Annotated in this window: 26 protein-coding genes; 19 read left to right on the plus strand and 7 right to left on the minus strand. The window is 70.9% G+C overall.

Features of this window, described 5'->3' with window-relative positions; genetic code table 11:
* The first annotated feature begins 3 nt into the window (after positions 1–3).
* From K7957_RS04550 to K7957_RS04570, 5 genes are all read left to right on the plus strand, one after another.
* On the plus strand, positions 4–1,206 hold the full coding sequence (locus K7957_RS04550; RefSeq protein ID WP_223010741.1) for a hydrolase: 1,203 nt from the start codon (positions 4–6) through the stop codon (positions 1,204–1,206).
* Complete coding sequence (locus K7957_RS04555; protein ID WP_223010742.1) at positions 1,203–2,222, plus strand: arginine N-succinyltransferase; 1,020 nt, start codon at positions 1,203–1,205, stop codon at positions 2,220–2,222. Before K7957_RS04550 ends, K7957_RS04555 begins: the two co-directional genes overlap by 4 nt.
* Positions 2,219–3,472 (plus strand): N-succinylarginine dihydrolase, encoded by a 1,254-nt coding sequence (locus tag K7957_RS04560; protein ID WP_223010743.1) that lies wholly within the window; start codon positions 2,219–2,221, stop codon positions 3,470–3,472. The genes K7957_RS04555 and K7957_RS04560 overlap by 4 nt, the downstream gene beginning before the upstream one ends.
* A 202-nt stretch (positions 3,473–3,674) precedes the next feature.
* Positions 3,675–3,968: a hypothetical protein gene (locus K7957_RS04565; protein ID WP_343228297.1), complete on the plus strand. Its 294-nt coding sequence runs from the start codon at positions 3,675–3,677 to the stop codon at positions 3,966–3,968.
* A 37-nt stretch (positions 3,969–4,005) separates the two neighbouring features.
* Positions 4,006–6,174, plus strand: coding sequence for a TonB-dependent receptor (locus K7957_RS04570; protein WP_223010744.1), 2,169 nt, complete (start codon positions 4,006–4,008; stop codon positions 6,172–6,174).
* 124 nt (positions 6,175–6,298) lie between these two features.
* Here the strand turns inward: K7957_RS04570 and K7957_RS04575 are convergent, their stop codons facing one another.
* The gene (locus K7957_RS04575) at positions 6,299–6,901 is read right to left on the minus strand and encodes a histidine phosphatase family protein (protein ID WP_223010745.1); all 603 of its coding nucleotides are present in this window, start codon (positions 6,899–6,901) and stop codon (positions 6,299–6,301) included.
* 184 nt (positions 6,902–7,085) lie between these two features.
* Here K7957_RS04575 and K7957_RS04580 point away from each other — a divergent pair, with 184 nt between their 5' ends.
* The 6 genes from K7957_RS04580 to K7957_RS04605 are packed head-to-tail and all read left to right on the plus strand — an operon-like array spanning position 7,086 to position 13,593.
* Positions 7,086–8,198, plus strand: coding sequence for an NAD-dependent epimerase/dehydratase family protein (locus K7957_RS04580; protein WP_223010746.1), 1,113 nt, complete (start codon positions 7,086–7,088; stop codon positions 8,196–8,198).
* A complete protein-coding gene (locus K7957_RS04585; RefSeq protein WP_223010747.1) occupies positions 8,195–9,244 on the plus strand; it encodes an SDR family NAD(P)-dependent oxidoreductase in 1,050 nt (349 codons plus the stop codon). Before K7957_RS04580 ends, K7957_RS04585 begins: the two co-directional genes overlap by 4 nt.
* 14 nt (positions 9,245–9,258) lie before the next feature.
* Complete coding sequence (locus K7957_RS04590) at positions 9,259–10,326, plus strand: glycosyltransferase family 4 protein (RefSeq protein ID WP_223010748.1); 1,068 nt, start codon at positions 9,259–9,261, stop codon at positions 10,324–10,326.
* The gene (locus K7957_RS04595; RefSeq protein ID WP_223010749.1) at positions 10,323–11,438 is read left to right on the plus strand and encodes a CgeB family protein; all 1,116 of its coding nucleotides are present in this window, start codon (positions 10,323–10,325) and stop codon (positions 11,436–11,438) included. Before K7957_RS04590 ends, K7957_RS04595 begins: the two co-directional genes overlap by 4 nt.
* Positions 11,435–12,523, plus strand: a complete 1,089-nt coding sequence (locus K7957_RS04600; RefSeq protein ID WP_223010750.1) for a CgeB family protein — start codon at positions 11,435–11,437, stop codon at positions 12,521–12,523. Before K7957_RS04595 ends, K7957_RS04600 begins: the two co-directional genes overlap by 4 nt.
* Positions 12,520–13,593 (plus strand): CgeB family protein, encoded by a 1,074-nt coding sequence (locus K7957_RS04605; RefSeq protein WP_223010751.1) that lies wholly within the window; start codon positions 12,520–12,522, stop codon positions 13,591–13,593. Before K7957_RS04600 ends, K7957_RS04605 begins: the two co-directional genes overlap by 4 nt.
* 158 nt (positions 13,594–13,751) lie before the next feature.
* Here K7957_RS04605 and serB read toward each other — a convergent pair whose 3' ends face one another.
* Positions 13,752–14,630 (minus strand): phosphoserine phosphatase SerB, encoded by an 879-nt coding sequence (gene serB, locus K7957_RS04610; RefSeq protein ID WP_223010752.1) that lies wholly within the window; start codon positions 14,628–14,630, stop codon positions 13,752–13,754.
* Here serB and miaA point away from each other — a divergent pair.
* The 6 genes from miaA (at position 14,629) to K7957_RS04640 (ending at position 20,711) form a co-directional block, all read left to right on the plus strand.
* On the plus strand, positions 14,629–15,555 hold the full coding sequence (gene miaA / locus K7957_RS04615; protein WP_223011123.1) for a tRNA (adenosine(37)-N6)-dimethylallyltransferase MiaA: 927 nt from the start codon (positions 14,629–14,631) through the stop codon (positions 15,553–15,555). The genes serB and miaA overlap by 2 nt on opposite strands.
* A gap of 53 nt (positions 15,556–15,608) precedes the next feature.
* Complete coding sequence (locus K7957_RS04620; RefSeq protein ID WP_223010753.1) at positions 15,609–17,357, plus strand: acetolactate synthase 3 large subunit; 1,749 nt, start codon at positions 15,609–15,611, stop codon at positions 17,355–17,357.
* Between the two features lie 145 nt (positions 17,358–17,502).
* Positions 17,503–18,018, plus strand: a complete 516-nt coding sequence (ilvN, locus tag K7957_RS04625) for an acetolactate synthase small subunit (protein WP_223010754.1) — start codon at positions 17,503–17,505, stop codon at positions 18,016–18,018.
* Between the two features lie 104 nt (positions 18,019–18,122).
* Positions 18,123–19,142: a ketol-acid reductoisomerase gene (gene ilvC / locus K7957_RS04630; RefSeq protein WP_223010755.1), complete on the plus strand. Its 1,020-nt coding sequence runs from the start codon at positions 18,123–18,125 to the stop codon at positions 19,140–19,142.
* Between the two features lie 57 nt (positions 19,143–19,199).
* The gene (locus tag K7957_RS04635; RefSeq protein ID WP_223010756.1) at positions 19,200–20,009 is read left to right on the plus strand and encodes a hypothetical protein; all 810 of its coding nucleotides are present in this window, start codon (positions 19,200–19,202) and stop codon (positions 20,007–20,009) included.
* 84 nt (positions 20,010–20,093) lie between these two features.
* The gene (locus tag K7957_RS04640; RefSeq protein ID WP_223010757.1) at positions 20,094–20,711 is read left to right on the plus strand and encodes a YceI family protein; all 618 of its coding nucleotides are present in this window, start codon (positions 20,094–20,096) and stop codon (positions 20,709–20,711) included.
* Positions 20,712–20,857: 146 nt separating this feature from the next.
* On the opposite strand, the gene K7957_RS04645 is transcribed toward K7957_RS04640, so the two are convergent.
* Positions 20,858–21,247, minus strand: coding sequence for a BLUF domain-containing protein (locus K7957_RS04645; RefSeq protein ID WP_223010758.1), 390 nt, complete (start codon positions 21,245–21,247; stop codon positions 20,858–20,860).
* Positions 21,248–21,498: 251 nt separating this feature from the next.
* Here K7957_RS04645 and leuA point away from each other — a divergent pair, with 251 nt between their 5' ends.
* A complete protein-coding gene (gene leuA, locus K7957_RS04650) occupies positions 21,499–23,157 on the plus strand; it encodes a 2-isopropylmalate synthase (protein WP_223010759.1) in 1,659 nt (552 codons plus the stop codon).
* Complete coding sequence (locus K7957_RS04655) at positions 23,154–23,798, plus strand: HAD-IA family hydrolase (protein ID WP_343228298.1); 645 nt, start codon at positions 23,154–23,156, stop codon at positions 23,796–23,798. Before leuA ends, K7957_RS04655 begins: the two co-directional genes overlap by 4 nt.
* A gap of 12 nt (positions 23,799–23,810) precedes the next feature.
* Here the strand turns inward: K7957_RS04655 and K7957_RS20640 are convergent, their stop codons facing one another.
* The 4 genes from K7957_RS20640 to grxC form a co-directional block, all read right to left on the minus strand.
* The gene (locus K7957_RS20640) at positions 23,811–23,999 is read right to left on the minus strand and encodes a hypothetical protein (protein ID WP_425517168.1); all 189 of its coding nucleotides are present in this window, start codon (positions 23,997–23,999) and stop codon (positions 23,811–23,813) included.
* Between the two features lie 293 nt (positions 24,000–24,292).
* Positions 24,293–24,496: a hypothetical protein gene (locus K7957_RS04665; RefSeq protein WP_223010760.1), complete on the minus strand. Its 204-nt coding sequence runs from the start codon at positions 24,494–24,496 to the stop codon at positions 24,293–24,295.
* Between the two features lie 112 nt (positions 24,497–24,608).
* A complete protein-coding gene (locus K7957_RS04670) occupies positions 24,609–25,040 on the minus strand; it encodes a DUF1178 family protein (RefSeq protein ID WP_223010761.1) in 432 nt (143 codons plus the stop codon).
* Positions 25,041–25,047: 7 nt separating this feature from the next.
* Entirely contained in the window at positions 25,048–25,305 is a 258-nt protein-coding gene (gene grxC / locus K7957_RS04675; RefSeq protein WP_223010762.1) for a glutaredoxin 3, read from the minus strand.
* Positions 25,306–25,331: the final 26 nt, after the last annotated feature.

Below are 25,331 nucleotides of genomic sequence, written 5' to 3' on the forward strand. Positions count from 1 at the left end.
GCCATGGGGGAACTCACGAGAGGGCAGAGCGGCGCGGTCGAGCGGCTCGACGCGGCGCGGATGCTGGCGCGGGTCGAGCGCTGGGCCGCGATCAACAGCGGGACGCGCAACCTGGCGGGGTGCGCCGCGATGGCGGAGGTGCTCGCCGACGCCTTCGCCGCGCTGCCGGGCGAGGTGACGCTGGTCGAGCCCGGCGCGGCGGAGAGTGTCGGCGCCGACGGCAGCGTCGCCGCGCTGGACCACGGCCATCACCTGCGCGTGACGGTACGGCCCGAGGCGCCGGTGCGGCTGCTGCTGACCGGCCACCTCGACACCGTCTACCCGGTGGACCACCCGTTCCAGGCAGTGGCATGGCGCGAGTCCGGCGTGCTCAACGGACCCGGCGTCGCCGACATGAAGGGCGGCCTCGCGTTGATGCTCGAGGCGCTGCTCGCGGTCGAGGCCGAGGGAACGCGCTTCGGCTATGACGTCGTGATCAACTCGGACGAGGAGACCGGCTCCTTCTCCTCCGCCACGCTGCTCGCGGAGGCGGCGCGCGGCAAGGTCGCGGCACTCACCTACGAGCCGGCGCTGCCCGACGGCACGCTGGCGGGCGCGCGCGGCGGCACCGGCAATTTCTCGATCGTGGTGCGCGGGCGCGCGGCGCACGCGGGCCGCAACCCCGCCGACGGTCGCAACGCGGTGGTGGCGGCGAGCGCGCTGGCGCTGCGGCTTCACGCCGAGCGCTCGCCGCGGCTGGCGGTCAATCCCGCGCGGATCGACGGCGGCGGGCCCAACAACGTTGTCCCCGACCTCGCCGTGCTGCGTGTCAACTTCCGCCCCGCCGCCGCGGGCGAGATCGCGCGCGCACAGGCGCTGGTCGCGCGGGCCGCGGCCGAGGTCGCGGCGGTGCACGAGGTGACGGTGGAGGTGCACGGTGGGTTCAATCGCCCGCCCAAGCCGATCGACGCGGGCGCGGCGCGGCTGTTCGAGCTGGTGCGCGCGAGCGGCGCCGACCTCGGCCAGGCGATCGCCTGGCGCGACACGGGCGGCGTCTGCGACGGCAACAATATCGCCGCCTGCGGCGTGCCCGTGGTCGACACGATGGGCGTGCGCGGCGGCGCGATCCACTCGGCGGAGGAGTATCTCATCGTCGACAGTCTGAGAGAGCGCGCGGCCCTGTCCGCGGTGACGATGCTGCGGATCGCCGAGGGGGCGCTAGCATGAGCTTCGTGATCCGCGCCGCGCGCGAGGGCGACCTGCCGCATCTGTACGAGATGGCGAAGCTGACCGGCGGCGGCTTCACCAACCTGCCGCCCGATCGCACCGCGCTCGGCGCCAAGCTGACGCGCTGCGCCGAGGCGTTCGGACGCGACACCGCGGACCTGCGCGACGAGCTGTTCGTGCTGATGCTGGAGAACACCGCCACCGGCGAGGTGCGCGGGACCTGCCAGCTGATCACGCACGTCGGGCAGAAGCACCCCTTCTACAGCTATCGCATCGGCACGCTGACCCAGCACAGCCGCGAGCTGGAGCGCACCTTCCGCGCCGAGATGCTGACGCTCACCACCGACCTGGAGGGCGCGAGCGAGGTGGGTGGTCTCTTCCTTCACCCCGGCGAGCGCGCCGGCGGGCTCGGGCTGCTGCTCGCGCGGAGCCGCTACCTCTTCATCCGCACGCATCGCCAGCGCTTCGCCGAGCGGACGCTGGCGGAGCTGCGCGGCGTGATCGACGAGGCCGGCGGCTCCCCCTTCTGGGACGGACTGGCCGGGCGCTTCTTCGGCATGAGCTTCCAGCAGGCGGATGAATTCAACGCGATCAACGGTCACCAGTTCATCGCCGACCTGATGCCGAAACACCCGATCTACACCGCGATGCTGACCGATGGCGCGCGCGCCGCGATCGGGCTGCCCCATCCCTCCGGCCGCGCCGCGATGCGGATGCTCGAGCTCGAGGGGTTCGCGTTCGAGAATTACGTCGACATCTTCGACGGCGGCCCGACCATGACCGCGCGCACCGACCAGGTCCGCACCGTCCGCGACGCGCGCGACGCCGAGCTGGTGACGGTCGACGAGGCCGGGGGCGGCGTCGAGGCGCTGGTCGCGACGGGCCGGCTCGGCGCCTTCCGCTGCGCCTATGGCGCCGTGCGGGAAGTAAACGGCGGGGTCGCGCTCGACCCCGGCTGTGCCGCGGCGCTGGCGATCGAGCCGGGCGCGACGGTGAGCTGGATCGGGCGGATATGACGTTGCTGCGCGAGATCAACCTCGACGGGATCGTCGGACCCAGCCACAATTACGCCGGGCTCAGCCCCGGCAATCTCGCCGCCACCGCCAATGCCGGCGCGGTGGCGCACCCGCGCGCCGCGGCGCTGCAGGGGGTGGCGAAGATGCGCGCCAATCTCGCGCTCGGGCTGGTTCAGGGGGTGCTGCTGCCGCACCCGCGCCCCGATCATGGCTGGCTGGCCGCGCTCCATACCGATTATGCCGCGGCGGCGCCCTTCCTGCGCGCGCGCGCGCTGTCCGCCTCGGCGATGTGGGCCGCCAATGCCGCGACCGTCTCGCCCGCGGCCGACACCGGCGACGGCCGCTGCCATCTCACCGTCGCCAACCTGGTGACCATGCCGCATCGCAGCCACGAGTGGCCCGCGACACTGGCGCAGCTGCGGCTCGCCTTCGCTCATCCCGCCTTCGCGGTGCACGCGCCCATCCCCGCGCCCTTCGGGGACGAAGGCGCGGCCAATCACATGCGGCTGTGCGCCGGCCATGGCGCCCGCGGGATCGAGCTGTTCGTCTACGGCGCCACCGGCGGTCCCTTCCCCGCGCGCCAGCACCTGGAGGCGAGCCGCGCGGTGGCGCGCGCACACCGGCTCGACCCGGCGCGGACCCTTTTCGTCGAGCAGGCCGAGGCGGCGATCGCGGCGGGCGCCTTCCACAACGACGTCGTCGCGGTGGCGAACGAGCGCGTGCTGCTGGCGCACGAGCAGGCCTTCGCCGATCGCGCGGGCCTGCAGGACGCGCTCGCCGCGCTGCTGCCCGAGGCGGAGATCGTCGAGGTCCCCGCCGCCGAGGTGACGCTGGAGGACGCGATCGGCTCCTATCTGTTCAACGCCCAGCTGGTGACGCCACCCGATGGCGCGACGACACTGGTCGTGCCCGAGGAAGCGCGCGCCAACCCGCGGATCTGGAGTTGGGTGCAGCGCCACCTCGCCGGCAACGGCGCGATCCGCCGGGTCGAGGTGGTCGACGTCCGCGAGTCGATGGCGAACGGCGGCGGGCCGGCCTGCCTTCGCCTGCGCGTCGTGTGCGATCCAGCGACGGTTGACCCACGATTCCTCGTCGACTCCGCGCGTCTCGATACGATCGCGGCGGTGATCGAGCGCCACTGGCCCGAGTCGATCGCGCCCGACTCGATCGGGGACCCGCGGCTGATCGCGCAGATCGAGTCGGCGCGGCGCGTGCTGCTGGAGGTGCTGGGGCTGGGGGAGCTGGGGTGAGTGACACCGAACGCGGTCCGCGCCCGCCGAGCTGCCACCCCGGCGAACGCCGGAGTCAAAATGGGCGACGTCAGCGAGTCCCACCGAGGCCTACCCAACTGGGCCCCGGCTTTCGCCGAGGCGACGCGCGATGGCGGCACGATTGCCCTGCACTCCGGCGCATCTTTGCGAACGATTGACACTCCAGCGCTATAAGCCACCCGTGACCCGTCGCCGACCGCCACTCGCCCAGAGCGCGCGCCCTCGCCCCAGCCCGTGGAAGCGGTTCAAGCGGCTGTTCGCGGTCAAGACGAAGTTCGAGGCCTTTCTCGTCATCTACGCGCTCGCCACCGGCGCGGTGGAGCGCGGCTTCAACTATGTCCATCATCTGCCCGGTACGAGCGGCTGGCTGATGTTCGCCGCCTGCACCGGGGTCGTCTTCATCGCCGGCGGCAAGATACTCGATGCGGTGGAACGCGACGAGCACGACCGTGATACCGGTCTTGATATGTTGTAACATGGCGCTAGAGGAACGGCTCCAGTCGGAGTCGTTCATGAAGAAGATCCTCCTCGCCGCGGTCGCGCTCGCGCCGCTCGCCTCTCCCGCCATCGCTCAGACCAACCCGATGCCCGCCGCCCCGAGCGAGGCCGATCCGAGCGGCGGTGCCGGCAGCGCCCGCCAGCGCGATCCGCACCGCTCGGACGACGTAATCGTCACCGCGCCGATCCGGCAGAGCGAGGCCGATGTGCTGCAGGGCACCTCGGTGCTCAGCGGCGCCGAGCTGACTCGCGAGCTGCGCCCGACGATCGGCGAGACGCTGGCGCGCCTGCCCGGCGTCTCCGCCACCTCCTTCGGTCCCAGCGCCTCGCGCCCGATCCTGCGCGGCTTCCAGGGCGACCGTATCCGCGTGCTGACCGATGGCATCGGCTCGATCGATGTCTCCAACACCTCGGTCGACCATGCGGTGGTGATCGATCCGCTGCTCGCCGAGCGCATCGAGGTGCTGCGCGGCCCTTCGGCATTGTTGTATGGCTCATCGGCGATCGGCGGCGTGGTCAATGTGGTCGACCGCCGCATCCCGCGCGCCATCCCCGAGAACGGCTATCGCGCCGACGCGATCGGCAGCTACGGCAGCGCCGCGGACGAGCGCTCGGTCGGCGCCGCGGCGGACGCGCAGGTCGCCGGCCCGCTCGTTCTTCACGTCGACGGCTCGTACTTGAAGAGCGGCAACCTGCGGACCGGGCGGGGCTATCTGCTGTCGCCGCAGGCGCGCGCGGCGGCGCTGAGCCAGGTCGGCCTGCCGCAGGACAGCGACGAGCCGATCGACTTTGCCGCGTCGGCCGCGCTGCGCGACCGGCTCCCCAACTCCGCGGCGGAGACCTGGACCGCGGGCGTCGGCGCCTCGATCATCACCGACACGGGCAATCTCGGCGTGTCGTACAGCCACTATGACAGCCTCTACGGCGTGCCGATCCGCTACGCCACCGCGGTCGGCCAGGAGCAGGAGGCGCCGCGGCTCAGCGTCGTCCAGAATCGAGTCGACCTTCGCGGCGAGGTGCAGACCGGCGGCGGCTTCCTTGATCGCATTCGCATCCGCGTCGGCCACGCCACCTATCGCCACTTCGAGCTGGAAGAGGACGGCAGCGTCGGCACCGCTTTCTACAACAATGGGCTGGAGGGACGGCTCGAGTTGGTTCAGGCCAATCGCGGCGGCTGGCAGGGCGCCAGCGGCGTGCAGGTCTTCAATCGCCAATTCAACGTGGTGGGGGACGAAGCCTTCCTGCCGCGCAACGAGACCAACCAGCTCGGCCTGTTCACCTTGCAGCAGGTGTCGCTCGGCGGCTTCCGCGCCGAGGGTGGACTGCGCTACGAGACCACCGACCTGGCCGCGCGCGCGCCCGGCGTGGACACGCGCTTCTTCAACGGAACAAGATCGTTCGACGCGCTGTCGGGCTCGCTCGGCGCCTCCTACGAGGTGGCACCCGACGTGCGTATCGGCGTCAACGGCTCGCACACCGAGCGCGCGCCGTCGGCCGAGGAATTGTTCGCCAACGGGCCGCACGCTGGCACCCAGGCCTATGAGCTCGGCAGCGCCGACTTCAAGGTGGAGAAGTCCTGGGGTCTCGAGGCCACGCTGCACGCGCACGGTGACGGGTTCAGTCTCGACGCCTCGGCCTATTACAACTGGTTCAGCAATTATATCTCGGAGAACCAGGTCGATCAGTCGGTCTGCCTGGCGCGCTCTGACGCGGTCGATTTCCCCTGTTTCCAGTACCAGCAGCAGGCCGCGCGCTACTACGGCTTCGAGGCGGACGCCTCGCTGCGGCTGGCGCAGGTGGGCGGCTACACGATCAACGCCGACCTGCTCGGCGATTATGTCCGCGCCAACATCGTCGACCTCGGCCCCGTGCCGCGCATCCCACCGGCGCGCGTGCTCGGCGGCCTGGAGGCGCAAGGTGATCGGCTCGGCGGGCGGGTCGAGGTTGAGCACGTCTTCCCGCAGAACCGCACCGCCGCCTTCGAGACGCGCACCGACGATTACACGATGACCAACGCCTCGCTGTCGTTCCATCCTTTCGGCAGCGCCAGCGATCGTACCAGCATCCTGCTCTCGGCCAACAATATTTTCGACGTGCTGGCGCGCCGCCACTCGAGCTTCCTCAAAGACTTCGCCCCTCTCGCCGGGCGCGACATCCGGCTGACGCTCAAGGTCGGGATCTGAGCCGAGCACCCGCTGGCCTCGGCCAGCGGGCGTGAGCCGCCGGCGTGCTCCTGCGAGCGCAGGAGCCTAGGGGCACGAGCACTCCGCTTCGGGCTCTGGGCTCCTGCGTTCGCAGGAGCACGGTTCAGATCAGTGGGTGGAACGCTGACGGCCGCTCGTTGAGCGCGACCAGCGTCGCGCCGCCGTGCGCGTCGAGCGCCAGCGTCGTCACCGAGCCGGGATCGCAGCCGAGTTGGAACATCCGCTCGAAGCGCAGCCCAAGCCAGTGCGCCACCGCACCGCGGATGACGTCGCAGTGGGTGACGAACAGCGTCGTCCCCTCGCCCGCGGCGGAAAGGAGGGCGACGGCGCGCGCCACCGCCTCGCCCATCGTCTCGCCGCCGGGGCAACGCGCGCTGCCGCGTTCCGCGTTCCAGCGCTGCCAGTCGGGATCACCCTCCAGCGCGACGAAGTCACGGCCGGTGAACGTCCCGAAGTCGATCTCGTCGAGCGCCGGCGCATGGACCACGTCGATCCCGCGCGGTCGCGCCACCGCGACGGCGGTCTCGACCGTGCGTCGACGCGGGCTGGCGTAGATCGCGCTCAAATCGACGCCCGCTAGGTGACGCGCGAGCCCCGCCGCTTCATCGCGCCCGCGCTCGCTCAACGCGATCTCCGACCGCCCGCTCAGCACATGGTCGACCTCGCCGTGGGTGCCGTGGCGGGCGAGTAGCAGGAGGCGAGTCATATGCCGCCTCTAGCACGACACGCGCCACTCCCCAGAAAATTTCGGCTGCGCAATAAGTTATGGAACTTAGCTAAGTAGAAGATGTTCCTCTTCCTGTAACCAAGCGGCAACGTGGTCGCTTGTCGTTGATCTCGATCAGTCGGCCCCGTGGCGGCCCGAACGGTCGAGCGAGTGGGAGGGTGGAATGGAGACGGTTCTCATCACCGGCGGCGCCGGGTTCATCGGTCGCTTCGTCGCCGATGAGCTGCTCGCGCGAGGCAACAAGGTGCGCGTGCTCGACAGCCTGATCGAGCAGGTCCACGGCGATGTCGAGCGCCCCCCGCTCCTCAACGACGAGGTCGAGCTGATCCGCGGCGACGTGCGCAACGGCGACGTCGTGACCAAGGCGCTCGACGGCGTCGACAGCGTCATCCACCTGGCCGCCGAGGTGGGCGTCGGCCAGTCGATGTACGAGGTCGAGCGCTACACCTCGACCAACGACGTCGGCACCGCGGTGCTGTTCGAGAAGCTGATCGACAAGCCGGTGCGCCGCGTCGTCACCGCCTCGTCGATGTCGATCTACGGCGAGGGGCTGTACCGCGACGCCGACGGCGCGCTGGTCCAGGACGCGGAGCGCAAGGGGCTGCGCGACGGGCTCAGCAACTGGGAGCCGGTCGACGCGCAGGGTCGGCCGCTCGCCCCCGTCGCCACCCCGGAGTGGAAGCAGCCCAACCTCGCCTCGATCTACGCGCTCAACAAGTACGTTCAGGAGCGCACCACGCACATCATGGCGGCGCCCTACGGCATCGAGGGCGTCTGCCTCCGCCTGTTCAACGTCTACGGCCCCGGACAGGCGCTCTCCAATCCTTATACCGGCGTGCTCGCGATCTTCGCCTCGCGCCTGCTCAATGGCCAGAAGCCGATGATCTTCGAGGACGGCGAGCAGCGCCGCGACTTCGTCCATGTCTCGGACGTGGCGCGCGCCTTCGCCGACGCTTTGGTGCTGCCGCAGGCGGTGGGCGGCACGTTCAACATCGGCTCGGGCCACGACCGTTCGGTCACCGAGGTCGCCACCGAGCTGGCGCGCGCGATGGGCAAGAACGACCTCACCCCCGAGATCGTCGGCAAGGCCCGCATCGGCGACATCCGACATTGCTTCTGCGATACCGCGCTGGCGCGGGACAAGCTCGGCTTCGCCGCGACGCAGGACTTCACCCAGGGCCTCGCCGAGCTGGCGGAGTGGGTCGCGCAGCAGACCGCGGTCGACAAGGTCGCGACGATGCGCGCCGAGCTCGAGAAGCGCGGGCTGGTGGCATGACGGCGCCGATCCTCGTCACCGGCGGGGCCGGCTTCATCGGGTCCAACCTCGTCGACCGGCTCGCCGCCGAGGGGCATGAGGTCACCGCCTACGACGCGCTCGCGCGCGCGGGCGTCGAGCGCAACTTGGCCTGGCTGCAGCAGCGCCACGGGCAGCGCGTTCGCTTCGTCCACGCCGACGTGCGCGACGCCGCGCGCCTCGCCGACGAGGTGGCGCGGTCGCGCGCCGTCTTCCATCTCGCGGCGCAGGTGGCGGTGACCACCAGCCTCGACGACCCGGCGGACGATTTCTCGACCAACATCACCGCCACCTTCCAGCTGCTCGAGGCGCTGCGCACGCGCGCGCCGCACGTGCCGCTGATCTTCGCCTCGACCAACAAGGTGTACGGCGACCTCGCCGATCTCGACTTCGCGCTCGAGGATCAGGCCTATGTGCCGACCGACGCGGAGGTGCGCGCGCACGGCATCGGCGAGGCGCGCGCGCTCGACTTCCACACGCCCTACGGCGTGTCGAAGGGCGCCGCCGACCAATATGTGCTCGACTACGCGCGCAGCTTCGGGCTGAAGACCTGCGTGTTCCGGATGAGCTGCATCTACGGCCAGCGCCAGATGGGCACCGAGGACCAGGGCTGGGTCGCGCACTTCCTGATCCGCGCGCTCAAGGGCCTGCCGATCACGCTGTACGGCGACGGCCATCAGGTGCGCGACATCCTCGACGTGCGCGACGCGGTGGAAGCCTATGTCGCGGCGTGGCAGCGCATCGACCAGGTCGCGGGTCGCGCCTTCAACCTCGGCGGCGGCCCCGGCAATGCGGTCAGCCTGCGCCGGCTGCTCGACCATATCGCCGCGCTGATCGGCCGCCCGGTCGACCTCCGCCTCTCGGATTGGCGCGCGGGTGACCAGCGCTATTTCGTCGCCGACGCGCGCGACGCGATCACCGCACTCGGCCTGCCCGAACGGCGTGACTGGCGCGACGGCGTCGCCGCGCTGGCGGAGTGGCTGCGTGCCGAGCATGCCGAGACGCCGAGGATCGAGGTCGCCGCGTGACGAGACGGTTGCTGATGACCGCGGACGCGGTCGGCGGCGTGTGGCAATATGCGATCGAGCTGGCGCGCGGGCTGGTGCGCGACGGCTGGGCGGTCGACCTGGCGTCGCTCGGACCGGCCGCGTCGCGCGCGCAACGGCTCGAGGCCGATCAGGCAGGCGTCACCTTGCTCGACACCGGCCTGCCGCTCGACTGGCTCGCCGCCGACGCGCGCGAGGTGATCGCCGCCGCCGACGCGGTGGCGCGGCTGGCGCGCGACCGCGGCGCCGATCTCGTTCAGCTCAACCAGCCGGCGCTGGGTGTGGCGAACTTCGCCATGCCGGTGGTCGCGGTGGTGCACAGCTGCGTCGCGAGCTGGTGGGAGGCGGCCGGCGATGGCCCGCTGCCGCCGGGCCTGCGCTGGCAGACCGACCTGGTCGCGCGCGGGCTGGCCCGTGCCGGTGCCGTGGTGGCGCCGAGCACCGCGCTCGCCGCCACCGTCTTCCGCCTCTATCCCAAGGCGCCGATCCCGCTCGCGATCCACAATGGGCGCTCGCTGCCGCCCGCGAGCGGCCCGATGCACGACTTCGCCTTCACCGCCGGCCGGCTGTGGGACCGCGGCAAGAACGCCGCCACGCTCGACCGCGCCGCGGCGCGGCTCGGCATCCCGTTCAAGGCCGCGGGGGCGACCGCCGGTCCCGATGGCGAGCAGGTCCGCCTCGAGCACCTCCACCTGCTCGGCCATGTCGGTGACGAAGTGATCGCAGGCTGCCTCTCGGCGCGCCCCGTGTTCGCCTCCGCCGCGGTGTACGAGCCGTTCGGGCTGGCGGTGCTCGAGGCCGCGCTCGCGGGCTGCCCGTTGGTGCTCTCCGACATTCCGACCTTCCGCGAGCTGTGGGAGGGCGTCGCCACCTTCGTACCCGCGCACGACTCAGTGGGCTTCGCCGCGGCGATCGAGGAGCTGGCCGGCGACGTTTCGCTGCGGATGGCGCGCGGCACGCTCGCGCGGCGCCGGGCGCTGACCTACACGCCCGAGCGCAACCGTCATGCCATGGCGACGCTGTACGCCCGGCTGCTCGGCGGCGGTAGCAAGGTCGCGGCATGAGGATCGTCTACCTCACGCACAGCCTCGACTCCTGCTGGAACCACGGCAACGCGCACTTCCTGCGCGGCGTGCTGTCGGAGCTGATCGCGCGCGGGCACGACGTTCAGGTCCACGAGCCCGCCGACAGCTGGAGCCGCGCCAACCTGGTCGGCGACCATGGCGAGGAGGCGCTGGCGGCCTACCGCACCGCCTATCCGGAGCTATCGTCGTCGCGCTACGCCGCCGAGGTCGATCCCGCCGCGCTGGTCGACGACGCGGACGTCGTGATCGTCCACGAGTGGAACGACCATGCCCTGGTCGCCGCGCTCGGCGCGCTGCGCAAGGCCGGCGCGCGGTTCACCCTGCTGTTCCACGACACTCACCACCGCGCGGTCAGTGCGCCCGAGGAGATGCGCGCCTACGACCTCTCCGGCTATGACGGGGTACTCGCCTTCGGCGAGGCGCTGTCGCGCGTCTATCGCGACTGGGGCTGGGGTGATCGCGTCTGGACCTGGCACGAGGCCGCCGACACGCGCCGCTTCTTCCCGGTGGAAGGCGAGCGGTCCGGCCTGGTGTGGATCGGCAACTGGGGCGACGGCGAGCGCACCGCCGAGATCGAGCATTTCCTGCTCGGCCCGGCACGCGACGCCGGTGTGCCGCTCGACATCTACGGCGTGCGCTACCCCGACGAGGGCAAGGCGATGCTGGCGCGCTACGGTGCGCGCTACCATGGCTGGGCGCCCAACGCCGCCGCGCCGGCGATCTTCGCGCGCGCGCTGGCGACGGTGCACGTGCCGCGGCGCTATTACACCACGATCCTGCCGGGCATCCCGACGATCCGCGTGTTCGAGGCGCTCGGCTGCGGCATCCCGCTCGTGTCCGCGCCGTGGGACGACGCCGAGCATCTGTTCCGACCCGGCGAGGACTTCCTGTTCGCCGAAGACGGCGCGGCGATGACGCGGACGCTGGCTACGCTGCGCGACGATCCGGACCTCCGCGCCGCACTGGCGCGATCGGGGCTGGAGACCATCCTCGCGGGCCACACCTGCGCGCACCGCGTCGACGAGCTGCTCGCCATCCTGGCGCGGCTCGACGCCCCTTCCCTTTCCGCTGCCCGGAGCACCGCCGCGTGAAGATCGCTTTCTACGGTTCCAGCCTGGTGTCGTCCTACTGGAACGGCGCTGCCACCTATTATCGCGGCATCCTGCGCGCGCTCGCCGAGCGCGGCTATGACATCACCTTCTACGAGCCCGACGCCTTCGAGCGCCAGCAGCACCGCGACATCGACCCGCCGCCCTACGCCAAGTCGGTGGTCTACCCGGCCACGGTCGAGGCGATGCGCGCCGTGGTCGCCGAGGCGGCGGGCGCCGACATCGTCGTCAAGGCCAACGGCGTCGGCGTGTTCGACCGCGAGCTGCTCGAGGGCGTCACCGCGGCGGCGCGGCCCGGCGCGCTCAAGATCTTCTGGGACGTCGACGCCGCCGCGACGCTCGACGAGATGCGCGCCGACGCCGATCACCCGGTGCGCGCCGCGCTGCCGTCGATCGACATGGTGCTGACCTACGGCGGCGGCGCGCCCGTGGTCGACGCCTATCGCGGCTTCGGCGCGGCCGAATGCGTGCCGGTCTACAACGCGCTCGATCCCTCGACGCACCATCCGGTCGCGCCCGACGCGCGCTTCGCCTGCGACCTCGCCTTCCTCGGCAACCGCCTGCCCGACCGCGAGGCGCGCGTGGAGGAGTTCTTCCTGCGCGCCGCCGCGGCGCTGCCGGACCAGAGCTTCCTGATCGGCGGCAATGGCTGGGACAGCAAGGCCATGCCCGCCAACGTCCGCCATCGCGGCCATGTCTTCACCGCCGAGCACAACGCCTTCAACTGCACGCCGCGCGCGGTGCTCAACGTCGCGCGGGACTCGATGGCGAACGTCGGCTTCTCGCCCGCGACGCGCGTGTTCGAGGCGGCCGGTGCGGCGGCGTGCCTGATCACCGACTCCTGGGAAGGAATCGAGTTGTTCCTCGAACCCGACCGCGAGGTGCTGGTGGCGCGCGACGGGCAGGATGTCGCCGACCATCTCGCCGCCCTCACCCCCGAGCGTGCGCGCGCGATCGGCGCCGCCGCGCTCGAGCGCGTGCTGGCCGAGCACACCTATGACCTGCGCGGCGCCCAGGTCGACGCGCTCTTCCAGGCGCATGCCACGCGCGAGCGGGTGGCGGCGTGAGGCTCGTCGTCCTCGGCCTGTCGCTCAGCTCGTCCTGGGGCAACGGCCATGCCACTACCTTCCGCGCGCTGCTCCAGGCCTATGCCGCGCGCGGGCACCATATCCTGTTCCTCGAGCGCGACATGCCCTGGTACGCGTCGCACCGTGACGAGCCCACGCCCGACTATTGCCGGCTCGAACTGTATGACTCGCTCGAGGCGCTCGCCGACTGGCGCGACGTGATCGCCGAGGCGGACGCGGTGATGGTCGGCTCCTACGTGCCCGACGGCATCGCGGTCGCGCGGCTGGTGCAGGGCTGGGCGACCGGCGTCACCGCCTTCTACGACATCGATACACCCGTGACGCTCGCCAAGATCGAGGCCGGCACGTGCGACTATGTCTCACCCGAGGTGATCCCCGGCTACGACGTCTATTGCTCCTTCACCGGCGGCCCGACGCTGCGGCTGATCGAGCGCCGCTACGGCAGCCCGGCGGCGCGCGCGCTCTATTGCTCGGTCGACGCCGAGCGCTACCGGCCGACCGGCGCGGCGACGCGGTGGGACCTCTCCTATCTCGGCACCTACAGCCCGGACCGTCAGCCGACGCTCGACCGGCTGCTGCTGGAGCCGGCGCGACGTCACCCCGAGCTGCGCTTCGTGGTCGCGGGGCCCCAATATCCCGACGACATCGACTGGCCCGCCAACGTCGAACGGATCGAGCATCTGCCACCCGCCGACCACCCCGATTTCTACTCGGCGAGCCGCGCCACGCTCAACGTGACCCGCGCGGACATGATCGCGGCCGGCTGGTCGCCCTCGGTCCGTCTCTTCGAGGCCACCGCCTGCGGCACGCCGATCGTCTCGGACCGCTGGGAGGGGATCGACGAGCTGCTGACGCCGGGGCGCGAGATCGTGCTGGCGGACTCGCCCGAACACGTCGAGGCGATGCTGGCGCGCGACGATCTCGCGGCGATGGGTGCCGCCGGGCGCGCGCGCGTGCTGGCGGGGCATACCGCGGTCCACCGCGCCGCCGAGCTGGAGGCGCAGCTGGAAGAGGCGATGGCGGCGAAGCGCGAGGTGGTCGCGGCGTAGTAGGTTGGGCTCCTGCGCACGCAGGAGCACGGGCGCGCTTGATGACGAGGGATCCCCCGTCATCCCGGCCTTGAGCTGGGATCGATGGAGCCGCAGGAGCAACGGCTTGGGTGTGCGCGGCTCGACGGACCCCGGCTCAGGGCCGGGATGACAGCGCCCTACGCCGCCCACTCCGCCTTCGACACACCCTGCGCCCAGAGCAAGGCGGTCAGGTCGCCGTGCTCGATCCGCGCCGCCGCGGCCGCCGCCACGATCGGCTTGGCGCGATAGGCGACGCCCAGACCCGCTACCTCGATCATCGCCAGGTCGTTGGCGCCGTCGCCCACCGCCAGCGTCGCGACGTCCGCCAAGCCGAGCGCGGCGCGCGCCTCGAGCAGGGTCGTCCGCTTGGTCGCCGCGCCAACGATCGGCCGCGCCACCATGCCGGTCAGCACGCCGTCCTCCAGCTCGAGCACGTTGGCGATCGCGCGGTCGAAGCCGATCGCGTTCGCCACCGGCTCGGCGAAGCGCGTGAAGCCGCCCGACACCAGGATCGCACGCGCCCCCCAGCCGCGCATCGTCCGTACCAGCGCGGTCGCACCCGGCATGAGCCGAACGCGCTCCTCCAGGCACGCCTGGATGACGCTGCCGCCCAAACCCTTCAGCAGCCCGACCCGCGCGTCGAGCGCCGCCTCGAAGTCGAGCTCGCCGCGCATCGCGCACTCGGTGATGGCGGCGATCTGCGGCTTGAGCCCGGCATAGTCGGCCAGCTCGTCGATGCACTCGACCGTGATCATGGTCGAGTCCATGTCCGCCACCAGCAGCATCTTGCGCCGAGTCTCGCGCGGCTGGACGACCACGTCGACGCCCTCGAACGTGCCTTCCAGTGCCGCCCGCGCCGAGGCCGCCGCGAGCTCGAAGTGCAGGTCCGCGGCGTCACCCTCGTCGATCCAGCCGAGCGTCGTCGGCGCGCACCCCGCCGCGGCGAGCCGCTCCTGTGCGGCGGCGACGATGTTGGGCGTCAGCCGCCCGGCTGCTATCAGCGTCGCCGTGAACATGGGCTCTTCCCCTGAGACTTGTCGGAAACCGCGGGTCGCGCTCATCGCAGGGCCGACCGCGAGCGGCAAGAGCGCGCTCGCGATCGAGCTCGCCGAACGGACCGGCGGCGTAGTGATCAACGCCGACGCGAGCCAGGTCTATCGCGATCTGCGGCTGCTCTCCGCCCGGCCGTCCGAGGCGGACGAGGCGCGCGTGCCGCACCGGCTGTTCGGCTACGTCGACGGCGCGGAAGCCTGCTCGGCCGCGCGCTGGGCCGAAGACGCGCGCGCGGCGATCGCGGCGGCGCACGCGGCGGGCCGGTTGCCCGTCCTCGTAGGCGGAACCGGCCTCTACCTGCGCACCCTGCTGGACGGGATCGCACCGGTGCCCGAGATCGATCCAGCGGTGCGCGCCGCGGTGCGCTCGCTTCCGGTGACCGACGCGCACGCCGCGCTCGCCCGAGAGGATGCGGCCGCCGCCGCTCGGCTCGCGCCAGGCGACACCGCGCGGGTGGCCCGCGCGCTCGAGGTAGTGCGCTCGACCGGTCGCCCGCTCACCGATTGGCAGGGGGAGTTGATCGGCGGCATCGGCGCGACAGTCGGTCTCAGCGCGCTGGTGCTGCTGCCCGAGCGAGAGACGTTGATGGCGCGCTGCGACACGCGGCTGGAGGCGATGTTCGCCGGGGGAGCGATCGACGAGGTGGCCGCGCTGCTGGCCCGCGACGACGTGCCCGACGACGCACCGGTGCGCCGCGCCATCGGCGTGCCCGAGATCGCGGCCTATCTTGCCGGGGCGATCACGCAGGACGCCGCCCTTGCCCGCGCGCAGCGCGCAACCAGGCGCTACGCCAAGCGTCAATACACTTGGTTCCGGCATCAGCCGCCGGCCGACTGGCGCCGCAGCGATGTCGCCACTTTGGAATTTTATTTCTCAAAAGCGTGTTGACGGGCAACTTTCGATGCCGTAGCGCGCCCCGACTTCAAGCGAGGAGACGTGTCGTGACCACCGAGAAGAGCGGAGCCGATATCCTGGTCGAGGCGCTGTGCGATCTCGGCGTGGAGGTCGTGTTCGGCTATCCGGGCGGCGCCGTCCTGCCGATCTACGACGCGCTGTTTCGTTCGCAGCGGATCAAGCACATCCTGGTCCGCCACGAGCAGGCCGCGACGCATGCCGCCGAGGGCTATGCGCGCTCCACCGGCAGGCCCGGCGTGGTGCTGGTCACCTCCGGCCCGGGCGCGACCAATGCGGTGACCGGGATCACCGACGCGCTGCTCGACTCGATCCCGATGGTGGTGATCACCGGCCAGGTGCCGACCAACCTGATCGGCAGCGACGCCTTCCAGGAAGCGGACACGGTCGGCATCACGCGACACTGTACCAAGCACAATTACCTGGTGAAGGACCCGGCGCGGCTCGGCCCGGTGATCCACGAGGCGTTCCACATCGCCACCTCGGGCCGCCCCGGCCCGGTCGTGGTCGACATCCCCAAGAACGTTCAGGTCGCGACCGCGGCCTACGGCGCCCCCGGCCCGATCCAGCACAAAACATATCGTCCCGCGCTGGAGGCCGACCCGGCGCTGATCGAGCAGGTGGTCGACATGCTCGCCGCCGCCGAGCGCCCGGTGTTCTACACCGGGGGCGGCGTCATCAACGCCGGCCCGCGCGCGTCCGAGCTGCTGGTCGAGCTGGCGCATCTCACCGGCGCGCCGGTGACCTCGACGCTGATGGGGCTCGGCGCCTATCCCGCAACCGGGCCGCAATGGCTCGGGATGCTCGGCATGCACGGCACCTACGAGGCCAATATGGCGATGAACCAGGCCGACCTGGTGGTGAACGTCGGCGCGCGCTTCGACGATCGCGTCACCGGCCGGCTCGACGCCTTCTCGCCCAACAGCCGCAAGGTCCACATCGACATCGACCGGTCGAGCATCAACAAGACGGTGCGCATCGACCTCGCCATTGTCGCCGACGCCGGTCACGCGCTCGCCGACATGGTGCGCCTGTGGCGCGAGCGCGAGCACCCGCGCCCCGACCTCACCGACTGGTGGCAGCGGCTCGAGGAGTGGCGCGCCAAGAAGTCGCTCAGCTTTCCGGAGAGCCGCACCGAGATCATGCCGCAGCGCGCCGTCCGCGCGCTGTGGGAAGCGACGCACGAACGCGCTCCGATCATCACCACCGAGGTCGGCCAGCACCAGATGTGGGCGGCGCAGCATTTCGGCTTCGAGGCGCCCAACAAGTGGCTCACCTCGGGCGGGCTCGGCACGATGGGCTACGGCCTGCCTGCCGCGATCGGCGCGCAGCTCGGCAACCCCGAGGCGTTGGTGATCGACATCGCCGGCGAGGCGTCGATCCAGATGAACATTCAGGAGCTCGCCACCGCCTCGCAATACCGACTGCCGGTCAAGGTCTTCATCCTCAACAACGAATATATGGGGATGGTGCGCCAGTGGCAGGAGCTGACCTATGAGAGCCGCTACTCGGAAAGCTATTCCGACTCGCTGCCCGACTTCGTCAAGCTGGCCGAGGCCTATGGCTGGAAGGGCATTCGCATCGAGCATCCCGACCAGCTCGAGCAGGGCATCGCCGACATGCTCGCGTACGACGGGCCGGTGATGGTCGACTGCATGGTGGCCAAGCTGGCCAACTGCTTCCCGATGATCCCGTCGGGCGCGGCGCACACCGACATGATCCTCCAGGCCAACGAGGTCTCGGGGACGATGGACGACGAGGCCAAGGCGCTGGTGTGAACCCTTAGCTCCTCCCCGGCACGGGGACGAGCGGACGGCAGGCAGCGACTGCGCGACGTCGTCACGTGCGCTTGCCTCCGCCCCCGCCTTCCGTCTTAACCTTTCCCCGACCCCTCCCGCCCTGGGAGGGGAGTGAGATGACGACATGCAGATTCGAGAAGAAAAGGCCGAGCGGCACACGCTGGCGGTGATCGTCGACAACGAACCCGGCATCCTCGCGCGGATCGCGGGCCTGTTCACCGCGCGCGGCTACAATATCGAGAGCCTCACCGTCAGCGAGATCACGCTCGACAAGGCGGTGAGCCGGATCACCATCGTCACCACCGCCAGCCCGGCGACGCTCGAGCAGATCGTCGCGCAGCTCGAGCGGCTGGTGCCGGTCCACCAGGTCACCGACCTCACCGCGCGCGGCGCGCACGTCGAGCGCGAGCTGGCGCTGGTGAAGGTGGCGGGCAGCGGCGACCATCGCATCGAGGCGCTGCGCCTCGCCGAGGTCTATCGCGCGCGCGTCGTCGACGCGACCATCGCCTCCTTCGTGTTCGAGGTCACCGGCACGATCGAGAAGATCGACAAGTTCGTCGAACTGATGGGCGAGGTCGGTTTGGTCGAGGTGGCGCGCACCGGCATCGTCGCGATCGCGCGCGGCGCCGAGGCGGCGTAGCGACCAACACATCTTTCGTCGTCCCTGCGAAGTCGGGGATACATCACCATGAGCGTCTGCGGGTCTGGATCCCCGCCTACGCGGGAATGACAAGGGGCTTTGACATGAAGGTCTATTACGATCGCGACGCCGATCTGAACCTGATCACGGGCAAGAAGATCGCGATCCTCGGCTATGGCTCGCAGGGCCACGCGCACGCGCAGAACCTGCGCGACTCGGGCGTGAAGGAGATCGCGATCGCGCTCCGCCCCGGCAGCGCCTCGGCGAAGAAGGCCGAGGACGCCGGCTTCAAGGTGCTGGCGAACGCGGAGGCCGCCGCCTGGGCCGACGTGCTGATGATCCTCGCCCCGGACGAGCATCAGGCCGCGATCTGGGAGAATGACCTGAAGGGCAACATGAAGCCCGGCAGCGCGCTCGCCTTCGCGCACGGGCTCAACGTGCATTTCGGCCTGATCGAGCCGCCCGCCGACATCGACGTGATCATGATCGCGCCCAAGGGCCCGGGCCACACCGTCCGCTCCGAATATGTCCGCGGCGGCGGCGTCCCCTGCCTCATCGCGATCCACCAGGACGCCAGCGGCAACGCGCATGACGTCGCGCTCGCTTATGCCTCGGGCGTGGGCGGCGGCCGCTCGGGGATCATCGAGACGAATTTCCGCGAGGAGTGCGAGACCGATCTGTTCGGCGAGCAGGCGGTGCTGTGCGGCGGCGCGACCGCGCTGGTCCAGGCCGGGTTCGAGACGTTGGTCGAGGCCGGGTACGCCCCCGAGATGGCCTATTTCGAGTGCCTCCACGAACTGAAGCTGATCGTCGACCTGATGTACGAGGGCGGCATCGCCAACATGCGCTACTCGATCTCGAACACCGCCGAGTACGGCGACATCAAGACCGGCCCGCGCATCATCACCGACGAGACCAAGAAGGAGATGAAGCGGGTGCTCGCCGACATTCAGTCGGGTCGCTTCGTGCGCGACTTCGTGCTCGACAACCGCGCCGGCCAGCCCGAGCTCAAGGCCAGCCGGATCGCCGCCAAGCGCCACCAGATCGAGCAGGTCGGCAGCGAGCTGCGGGCGATGATGCCGTGGATCGGCGCCAACAAGCTGGTCGACAAGGAGCGCAACTGACGCTCGGCGCGCGCGCGGCGGATTGAAGCCGCGCGCGCGCTCCTGTAGGCGCGCGCGATGCGGACGGCGACGTACCGAGACTCGTCGTATCGCACGCGCGCCGACACCGGCAGCCGCGTCGCCTCCTGGCTGCTCGCGCTCGCGATCGCCGCGGCGCTCCTGCTGGCGCTGCTGCGCATGGGCGGCGTGGTGCGCGGCGACTTCGGCGACCACCGCCCGCTCAACACCTTCGACGTCAGCTCGCAGGGCCAGCGCGCCGAGACCGCGGCCACCAAGCGAACCGAACGCGCGCGCCAGTCGGGCCGCCAGCGCACCGCCCCGGCCGCGCGCGAGCGTCCGGTCGAGCGCACCGCCGAGACGCCGCCGCCCCTCGCCGAGCTCAAGCTCCCCGGCGTGATGATCCTCAGCCGCAGCGACTATGCCGCCTCCGACATCGGCAAGATCAAGGGCACCGCGCCAGCGCCCGACGCGGGAGCGGACGGGCAGCAGAGCGCCAGCGCCGGCGCGGGCGACGACACGCCCACGGTCGGCGCCGGCCCGGGCGGCGAGCCGCTCTACGCCGCCGAATGGTATCGCGAGCCGACCCGCGCCGAGACGTCGCCCTTCTTCCCGCGCGGCCAGGCCGGCTGGGGCATCGTCGCCTGCCGCACCGCGCCGCGCTACCATGTCGAGGACTGTCGCGAGCTGGGCGAGTCACCCGGCTCGGGCATCGCGCGCGGGCTGCGCCGCGCCGCGTGGCAGTTCCTGGTGCGGCCGCCGCGGCGCGGCGGCCAGCCGCTGATCGGCGCCTGGGTCCGCATCCGCTTCGACATCACCGTCGAGCCGCGCCCCGGCGAGCCGCCGCGCGACTCGCCGGGCGGCGAATAAGCGCCGAAAACCTCCGTTTCGTCGCGGCCCCTAGCCGCCCGGGCGATACTATGGTGCAAGAGGCGAACAACAGGAGGAACCACCATGCGTCATCTTCTCGCCGCCGGCCTGGTCGCCGCGCTCGCCGTGCCCGCCGCCGCGCAGCTCGCCACCGCGCCGGGTCAGCCCGGCCAGCCGAGCGCCGCGCGCGTCGCCGCCGGCACCTATCAGGTCGATCCCGCGCACACGCAGGTCACCTGGGAGGTCAACCACCTCGGCTTCTCGATGCTGCAGGGCCAGTTCGGCGCTTCGGGCGGGTCGATCACGATCGATCCGAAGAAGCCCGCCGCCACCAAGGTCGAGGTCACGTTCGCGGTCGACCAGCTCTCGGTGACCACCCCACAGTTCGCCAACCACCTCAAGTCGAAGGATTTCTTCGACGTGGCCAGCAATCCCACGGCGCGCTTCGTGTCGACGACGGTGACGCCGCGCGGCGCCAACAAGGCGGTGGTCAACGGCGAGCTGACGATCAAGGGCATCACCAAGCCGGTCACGCTCGACGTCACCTTCGTGGGCGCGGGCGACAATCCGATGAGCAAGAAGGCGAACTTCGGCTTCGTCGGCACCGGCACGATCAAGCGCAGCGACTTCGGCCTGGGCTATGCCGCGCCGGTCGTGTCGGACACGGTGAAGCTCAACGTCAACGCCGCCTTCACCGCGTAAGCGGGCGCGACCTACTCTCCTCCTATCGGCGTCATCCTGAACTTGTTTCAGGATCTACCTTTCCGCGAGCGCTCGGGCGGCTGAGTATGCGGCACGGTGGATCCTGAGACGAGCTCAGGATGACGCCATGACCAGTGAGGATGAACTCACGCCGCGCGCTGCAGCCGCGCGAAACTGTCGAAGGTCGCGCGCACCACGGGCGAGGCGTTGGCCACCAGTGCGGCCACTCGGCGCGTGAACGCCTCCCCGTCAGAGCCGGGGACGCGCTCGGCCATCGCCCAGTCGCCGAACTCGCGTTGCGCCACCTCGCGTCGCGACAGCACCACCAGCGCGCGGTGGCGCGGATCCGCGCCGATCCGCGCGAAGGCGCGCTCCACCATCGCCGGCTCGCCCTCCAGTGCCTGGAGGAAGCGCCGGCCGTCGCTGAAGAGAAGTCCGGTGATTCGGTCACGCGTGTTGTTGGCGCGCGACTCCGCCAGGATCGTGGCGGTGGCGATCTGCCCGACCGCGGTGCTGATATAGACCAGCTGCAACATGGTGAACTCCCTCGTACCATCCCTTTCTCGCCGACAAAGGTTTCGTTTTACTCAAGATCTCGCGCGCGCATCGGCGCGCTGGACAAGCTGCGGTAGCGCGCGCTACTCAGGGCCGCGATGACCATGGCCCGCGGCCTCGCCCTGCTGCTTCGACTTACGCGCCCTTAGGCGCGTCACCGCTCGCGCGCCCGTCGCGCCGCGCCTAAGGGCTGGACCATATCCCTTCCGCTCCTGTCGAGAGAGCCACCGCCATGCTGCGCGACCCCGCGACCAAATACCGCCCCTTCCCTCCCGTCGACCTGCCCGACCGGCGCTGGCCGTCCGCGACGATCGCGCGCGCGCCGCGCTGGCTCTCCACCGACCTGCGCGACGGCAATCAGGCGCTGATCGATCCGATGGACGCCGAGAAGAAGACGCGCTTCTTCGACCTGCTGGTGAAGGTCGGGCTCAAGGAGATCGAGGTCGGCTTTCCCTCGGCCGGCGCGACCGAGTTCGACTTCATCTCGGGGCTGATCCGCGACGATCGCGTGCCCGAGGACGTCCAGGTCCAGGTGCTCACCCAGTCGCGCCGCGACCTGATCGAGCGTAGTTTCGCCAGCCTGGAGGGCGCGCACAGTGCGATCGTCCACCTCTACAACGCGGTCAGCCCGGCGTGGCGCAAGATCGTCTTCGGCATGTCGCGCGACGAGGTGAAACGGATCGCCGTCGAGGGTGCCAAGGTGCTCCGCGACGAGGCCGCCAAGCGCCCGAACACGCGCTGGCAGTTCGAATATTCGCCCGAGACCTTCTCCACCGCCGAGCTCGATTTCTCGCTGGAGGTCTGCGAGGCGGTCGCCGAGGTGCTGCGGCCGACGCCCGAGGCGCCGATCATCTTCAACCTGCCCGCCACGGTCGAGTGCGCGACCCCCAACGTCTACGCCGACCAGATCGAGTGGTTCGCGCGCCACCTGCGCCAGCGCGACGCCGCGGTGATCTCACTCCACACGCACAATGACCGCGGCACCGGCGTCGCCGCGGCCGAGCTCGGCATCATGGCCGGCGCCGACCGAGTCGAGGGCTGCCTGCTCGGCAACGGCGAGCGCACCGGCAACTGCGATCTCGTGACGGTCGCGCTCAACATGTACACCCAGGGCGTCGATCCCGCGCTCGACCTCTCGGACATCGACGCGATCGTGAAGACGGTGGAATATGCCACCAACATCCCGGTCCACCCGCGCACACCCTATGCCGGCGACCTCGTCTTCACCGCTTTCTCGGGATCACACCAGGACGCGATCAAGAAGGGCTTCGCGGCCCAGTCGGCGCGCAACGACGGGCTGTGGGAAGTCCCCTATCTGCCGATCGACCCGGCCGACCTCGGCCGCAGCTACGAGGCGGTGATCCGCGTCAACTCGCAGTCGGGCAAGGGCGGAGTCGCCTGGGTGATCGAGCAGGACAAGGGGCTGCGGCTGCCCAAGCGGCTCCAGGCCGACTTCAGCCGCCACGTCCAGGCGCTGGCGGACGAGACCAGCCGTGAGCTCAACGCCGCCGACATCTGGGGCGCCTTCGAGCGCGCCTATCTGCCGGGCGCGGGCGACCGCTTCGTGCTGCGCGATTATGACGAGCGCGGCGCGGCGGGCGAGCGCGTCTTCGTCGGCCGCATCGCCATCGACGGCGAGGAGCGATCGTTGTCGGGCCGCGGCAACGGCCTGATCTCGGGCGTGATCGCCGCGCTGGCCGATAGCACGGGGCCGACGCTCGACGTGGTCGACTATGCCGAGCACGCGATCGGCCACGGCGCGGGCGCGCAGGCGGCCGCCTATCTCGAGTGCCGCACGCCCGACGGACGCATCGTCTGGGGCGTCGGTATCGACAGCGACATCGCCACCGCGAGCGTCCGCGCCGTGCTCTCCGCGGCGAACCGCGCGTGACCCGCCGATACGCCGCCTTCCTGTTCGACATGGACGGAACGCTGATCAACTCGATCCCCTCGGCGGTGCGCGCCTGGACCGCCTGGGCCGGGCGCCACCGCATCGACGTCGACGAGCTGATGCGCGTGATGCACGGGGTCAAGGCGATCGAGACGATCCGCCGCTTCGCCCCGCCCGGTGTCGACCCGCAGCGCGAGTTCGAACTGCTGCTCCAGGCCGAGATCGACGACGTCGCCGACGTGGTCGAGATCGCCGGCGCCGGCGCCTTCACCGCGGCGCTGCCGCCGGAGCGCTGGGCGATCGTCACCTCCGCGCCGCGCTCGCTCGCCGAGGTCCGGCTCCGCGCCGCGGGCGTCACCCCGCCCGAGGTGATGGTCACCGCCGACGACGTCGAGCGCGGCAAGCCGGCGCCGGACTGCTTCCTGATGGCGGCCGAGCGGCTCGGGGTCGACGCCCGCGACTGTCTCGTCTGGGAGGATGCCCCCGCCGGCATCGCCGCGGCCGAGGCGGCGGGCGCCGACGTGATGGTGATCTCGGCGACGCACCACGAGCCGCTCGAGACGCGTTGGCGCCAGGTCGACGGCTATGCGGCACTTACCGCCGTGCTGGAGCAGGATCGGATGGTGCTGGGCGCGCGCTAAGGGCGCCCGCGTTCAGCGCCCCGGCGTGGCGTAGGTCGGCGGATCGCTCGCGGGGAAGGATTCGTCCGATCCCTCGTCGACCTTGTCCCAGCCGCGTGACTCGCGATCGACCATGCTCTCTGGCCCTGCGTCGCGTACCGGCGGCGCCGGGGAGCGCGGGGGCGGCGCCACGACCCGCGGTCGTGCCGCGCGCCGGCCCAACAGGAAGCCGAGCGAACCCGCGAGCAGGAGCGTGCACGCGACGGGTCCGACGACCGCCGCGGCCGGCGCCGGGACCCGGCGTTCGCCCGCGCGGCGGCTCGCCTCGACGAAGCTGACGCCGGACTGCTCATTTAGCGTGAGCCTGCGCCCGTCGCTCGACGTCATCTCAAGGCTCAGCGACTCGTCGGTGCCCGCGGGCGTGGCATTGCCGTCGCCGCGCATCCCGCCCGCCGGCGGCATCTGGTTGTTCTCGGGGTCGACGGTGCCGTACAGCCGGGGGCCATCGCCGCCCATCACCCGCGCTCCCGACAGTCACGCACCACCGCGGCGGCGCAGCCGATCGCGCCGCCGACCAGAGCGAAGACCAGCACGTTGTCGGGCCCGCTCGCCGGCGCGATCCGCCACTTCACGGCGTACACGATCAGCGCGACCAGCACGCCGATGACGAAGAGCATCGCCGCCCCGCGCGGCTCACGCTTGATCGTCTCGAGCGGCATGACCTAGCCCCCTGCCATAAGCGCCCTGAGGCACGTAAGCGGATCAACGTCGCGGACCGAAAAGCGTTCAACAACAGGCGACTGACTTGGATTATCTCGGCGCTGCCGCGCTTTAATTGATCTGATCGGGCGGTGCCACGGGGAAGAGCAGCGGCGCGATCGGCACACCCTCCTCTACCAGCTCGCTGACCTCGGCCGCGCTCGCCTGACCGTGGATCGGCCCCTCGGGCCGCTCGCCCTCGTGCATCGCGCGCGCCTCGGTGGCGAAGTCGCTGCCGACCCAGCGTGACCGTCGGAGCAGCTCCGCCTGGAATGCCGCCAGCTTCAGGAGCGCCTCGGTCGACGTCTCGGACGGCGCCGTCGCGAGAGCGCGATTGCTCTTGGCGCTGACGTTGGGCGCCATCACCGCTTTCTCGACGTCGGTCCCACCGCACAGAGGGCAGCTGACGAGGCGACGCTCGCGCTGTTCCTCGAACGCCGAGGAGGAGGAAAACCACGCCTCGAACACATGTGCCCGGGCGCAGCGAAGATCGAAGACGATCACGCGCCGCTCAGGCGGCGAGCATCACGTCGAGCTTGCCCGCGCGCTCCAGCGCGGCGAGATCGTCGGAGCCGCCGACATGGACGCCGTCGATGAAAATCTGCGGCACCGTCGAGCGCCCCGAGGCGCGCGCGATCATCTCGGCGCGCTTGTCGCGCTGGACCCCGATGTCGGTCTCCTCGACCGACACGCCCTTCTTCGCGAGTAGGTTCATCGCGCGCGAACAATAAGGGCAGAACGCCTTGGTGTAGATCTCGACCCGTGCCATGCCACCTAGTTGTGGTCGCGTCCCCG

The organism is Sphingomonas yunnanensis, from assembly GCF_019898765.1.
GTDB lineage: Bacteria > Pseudomonadota > Alphaproteobacteria > Sphingomonadales > Sphingomonadaceae > Sphingomonas > Sphingomonas yunnanensis.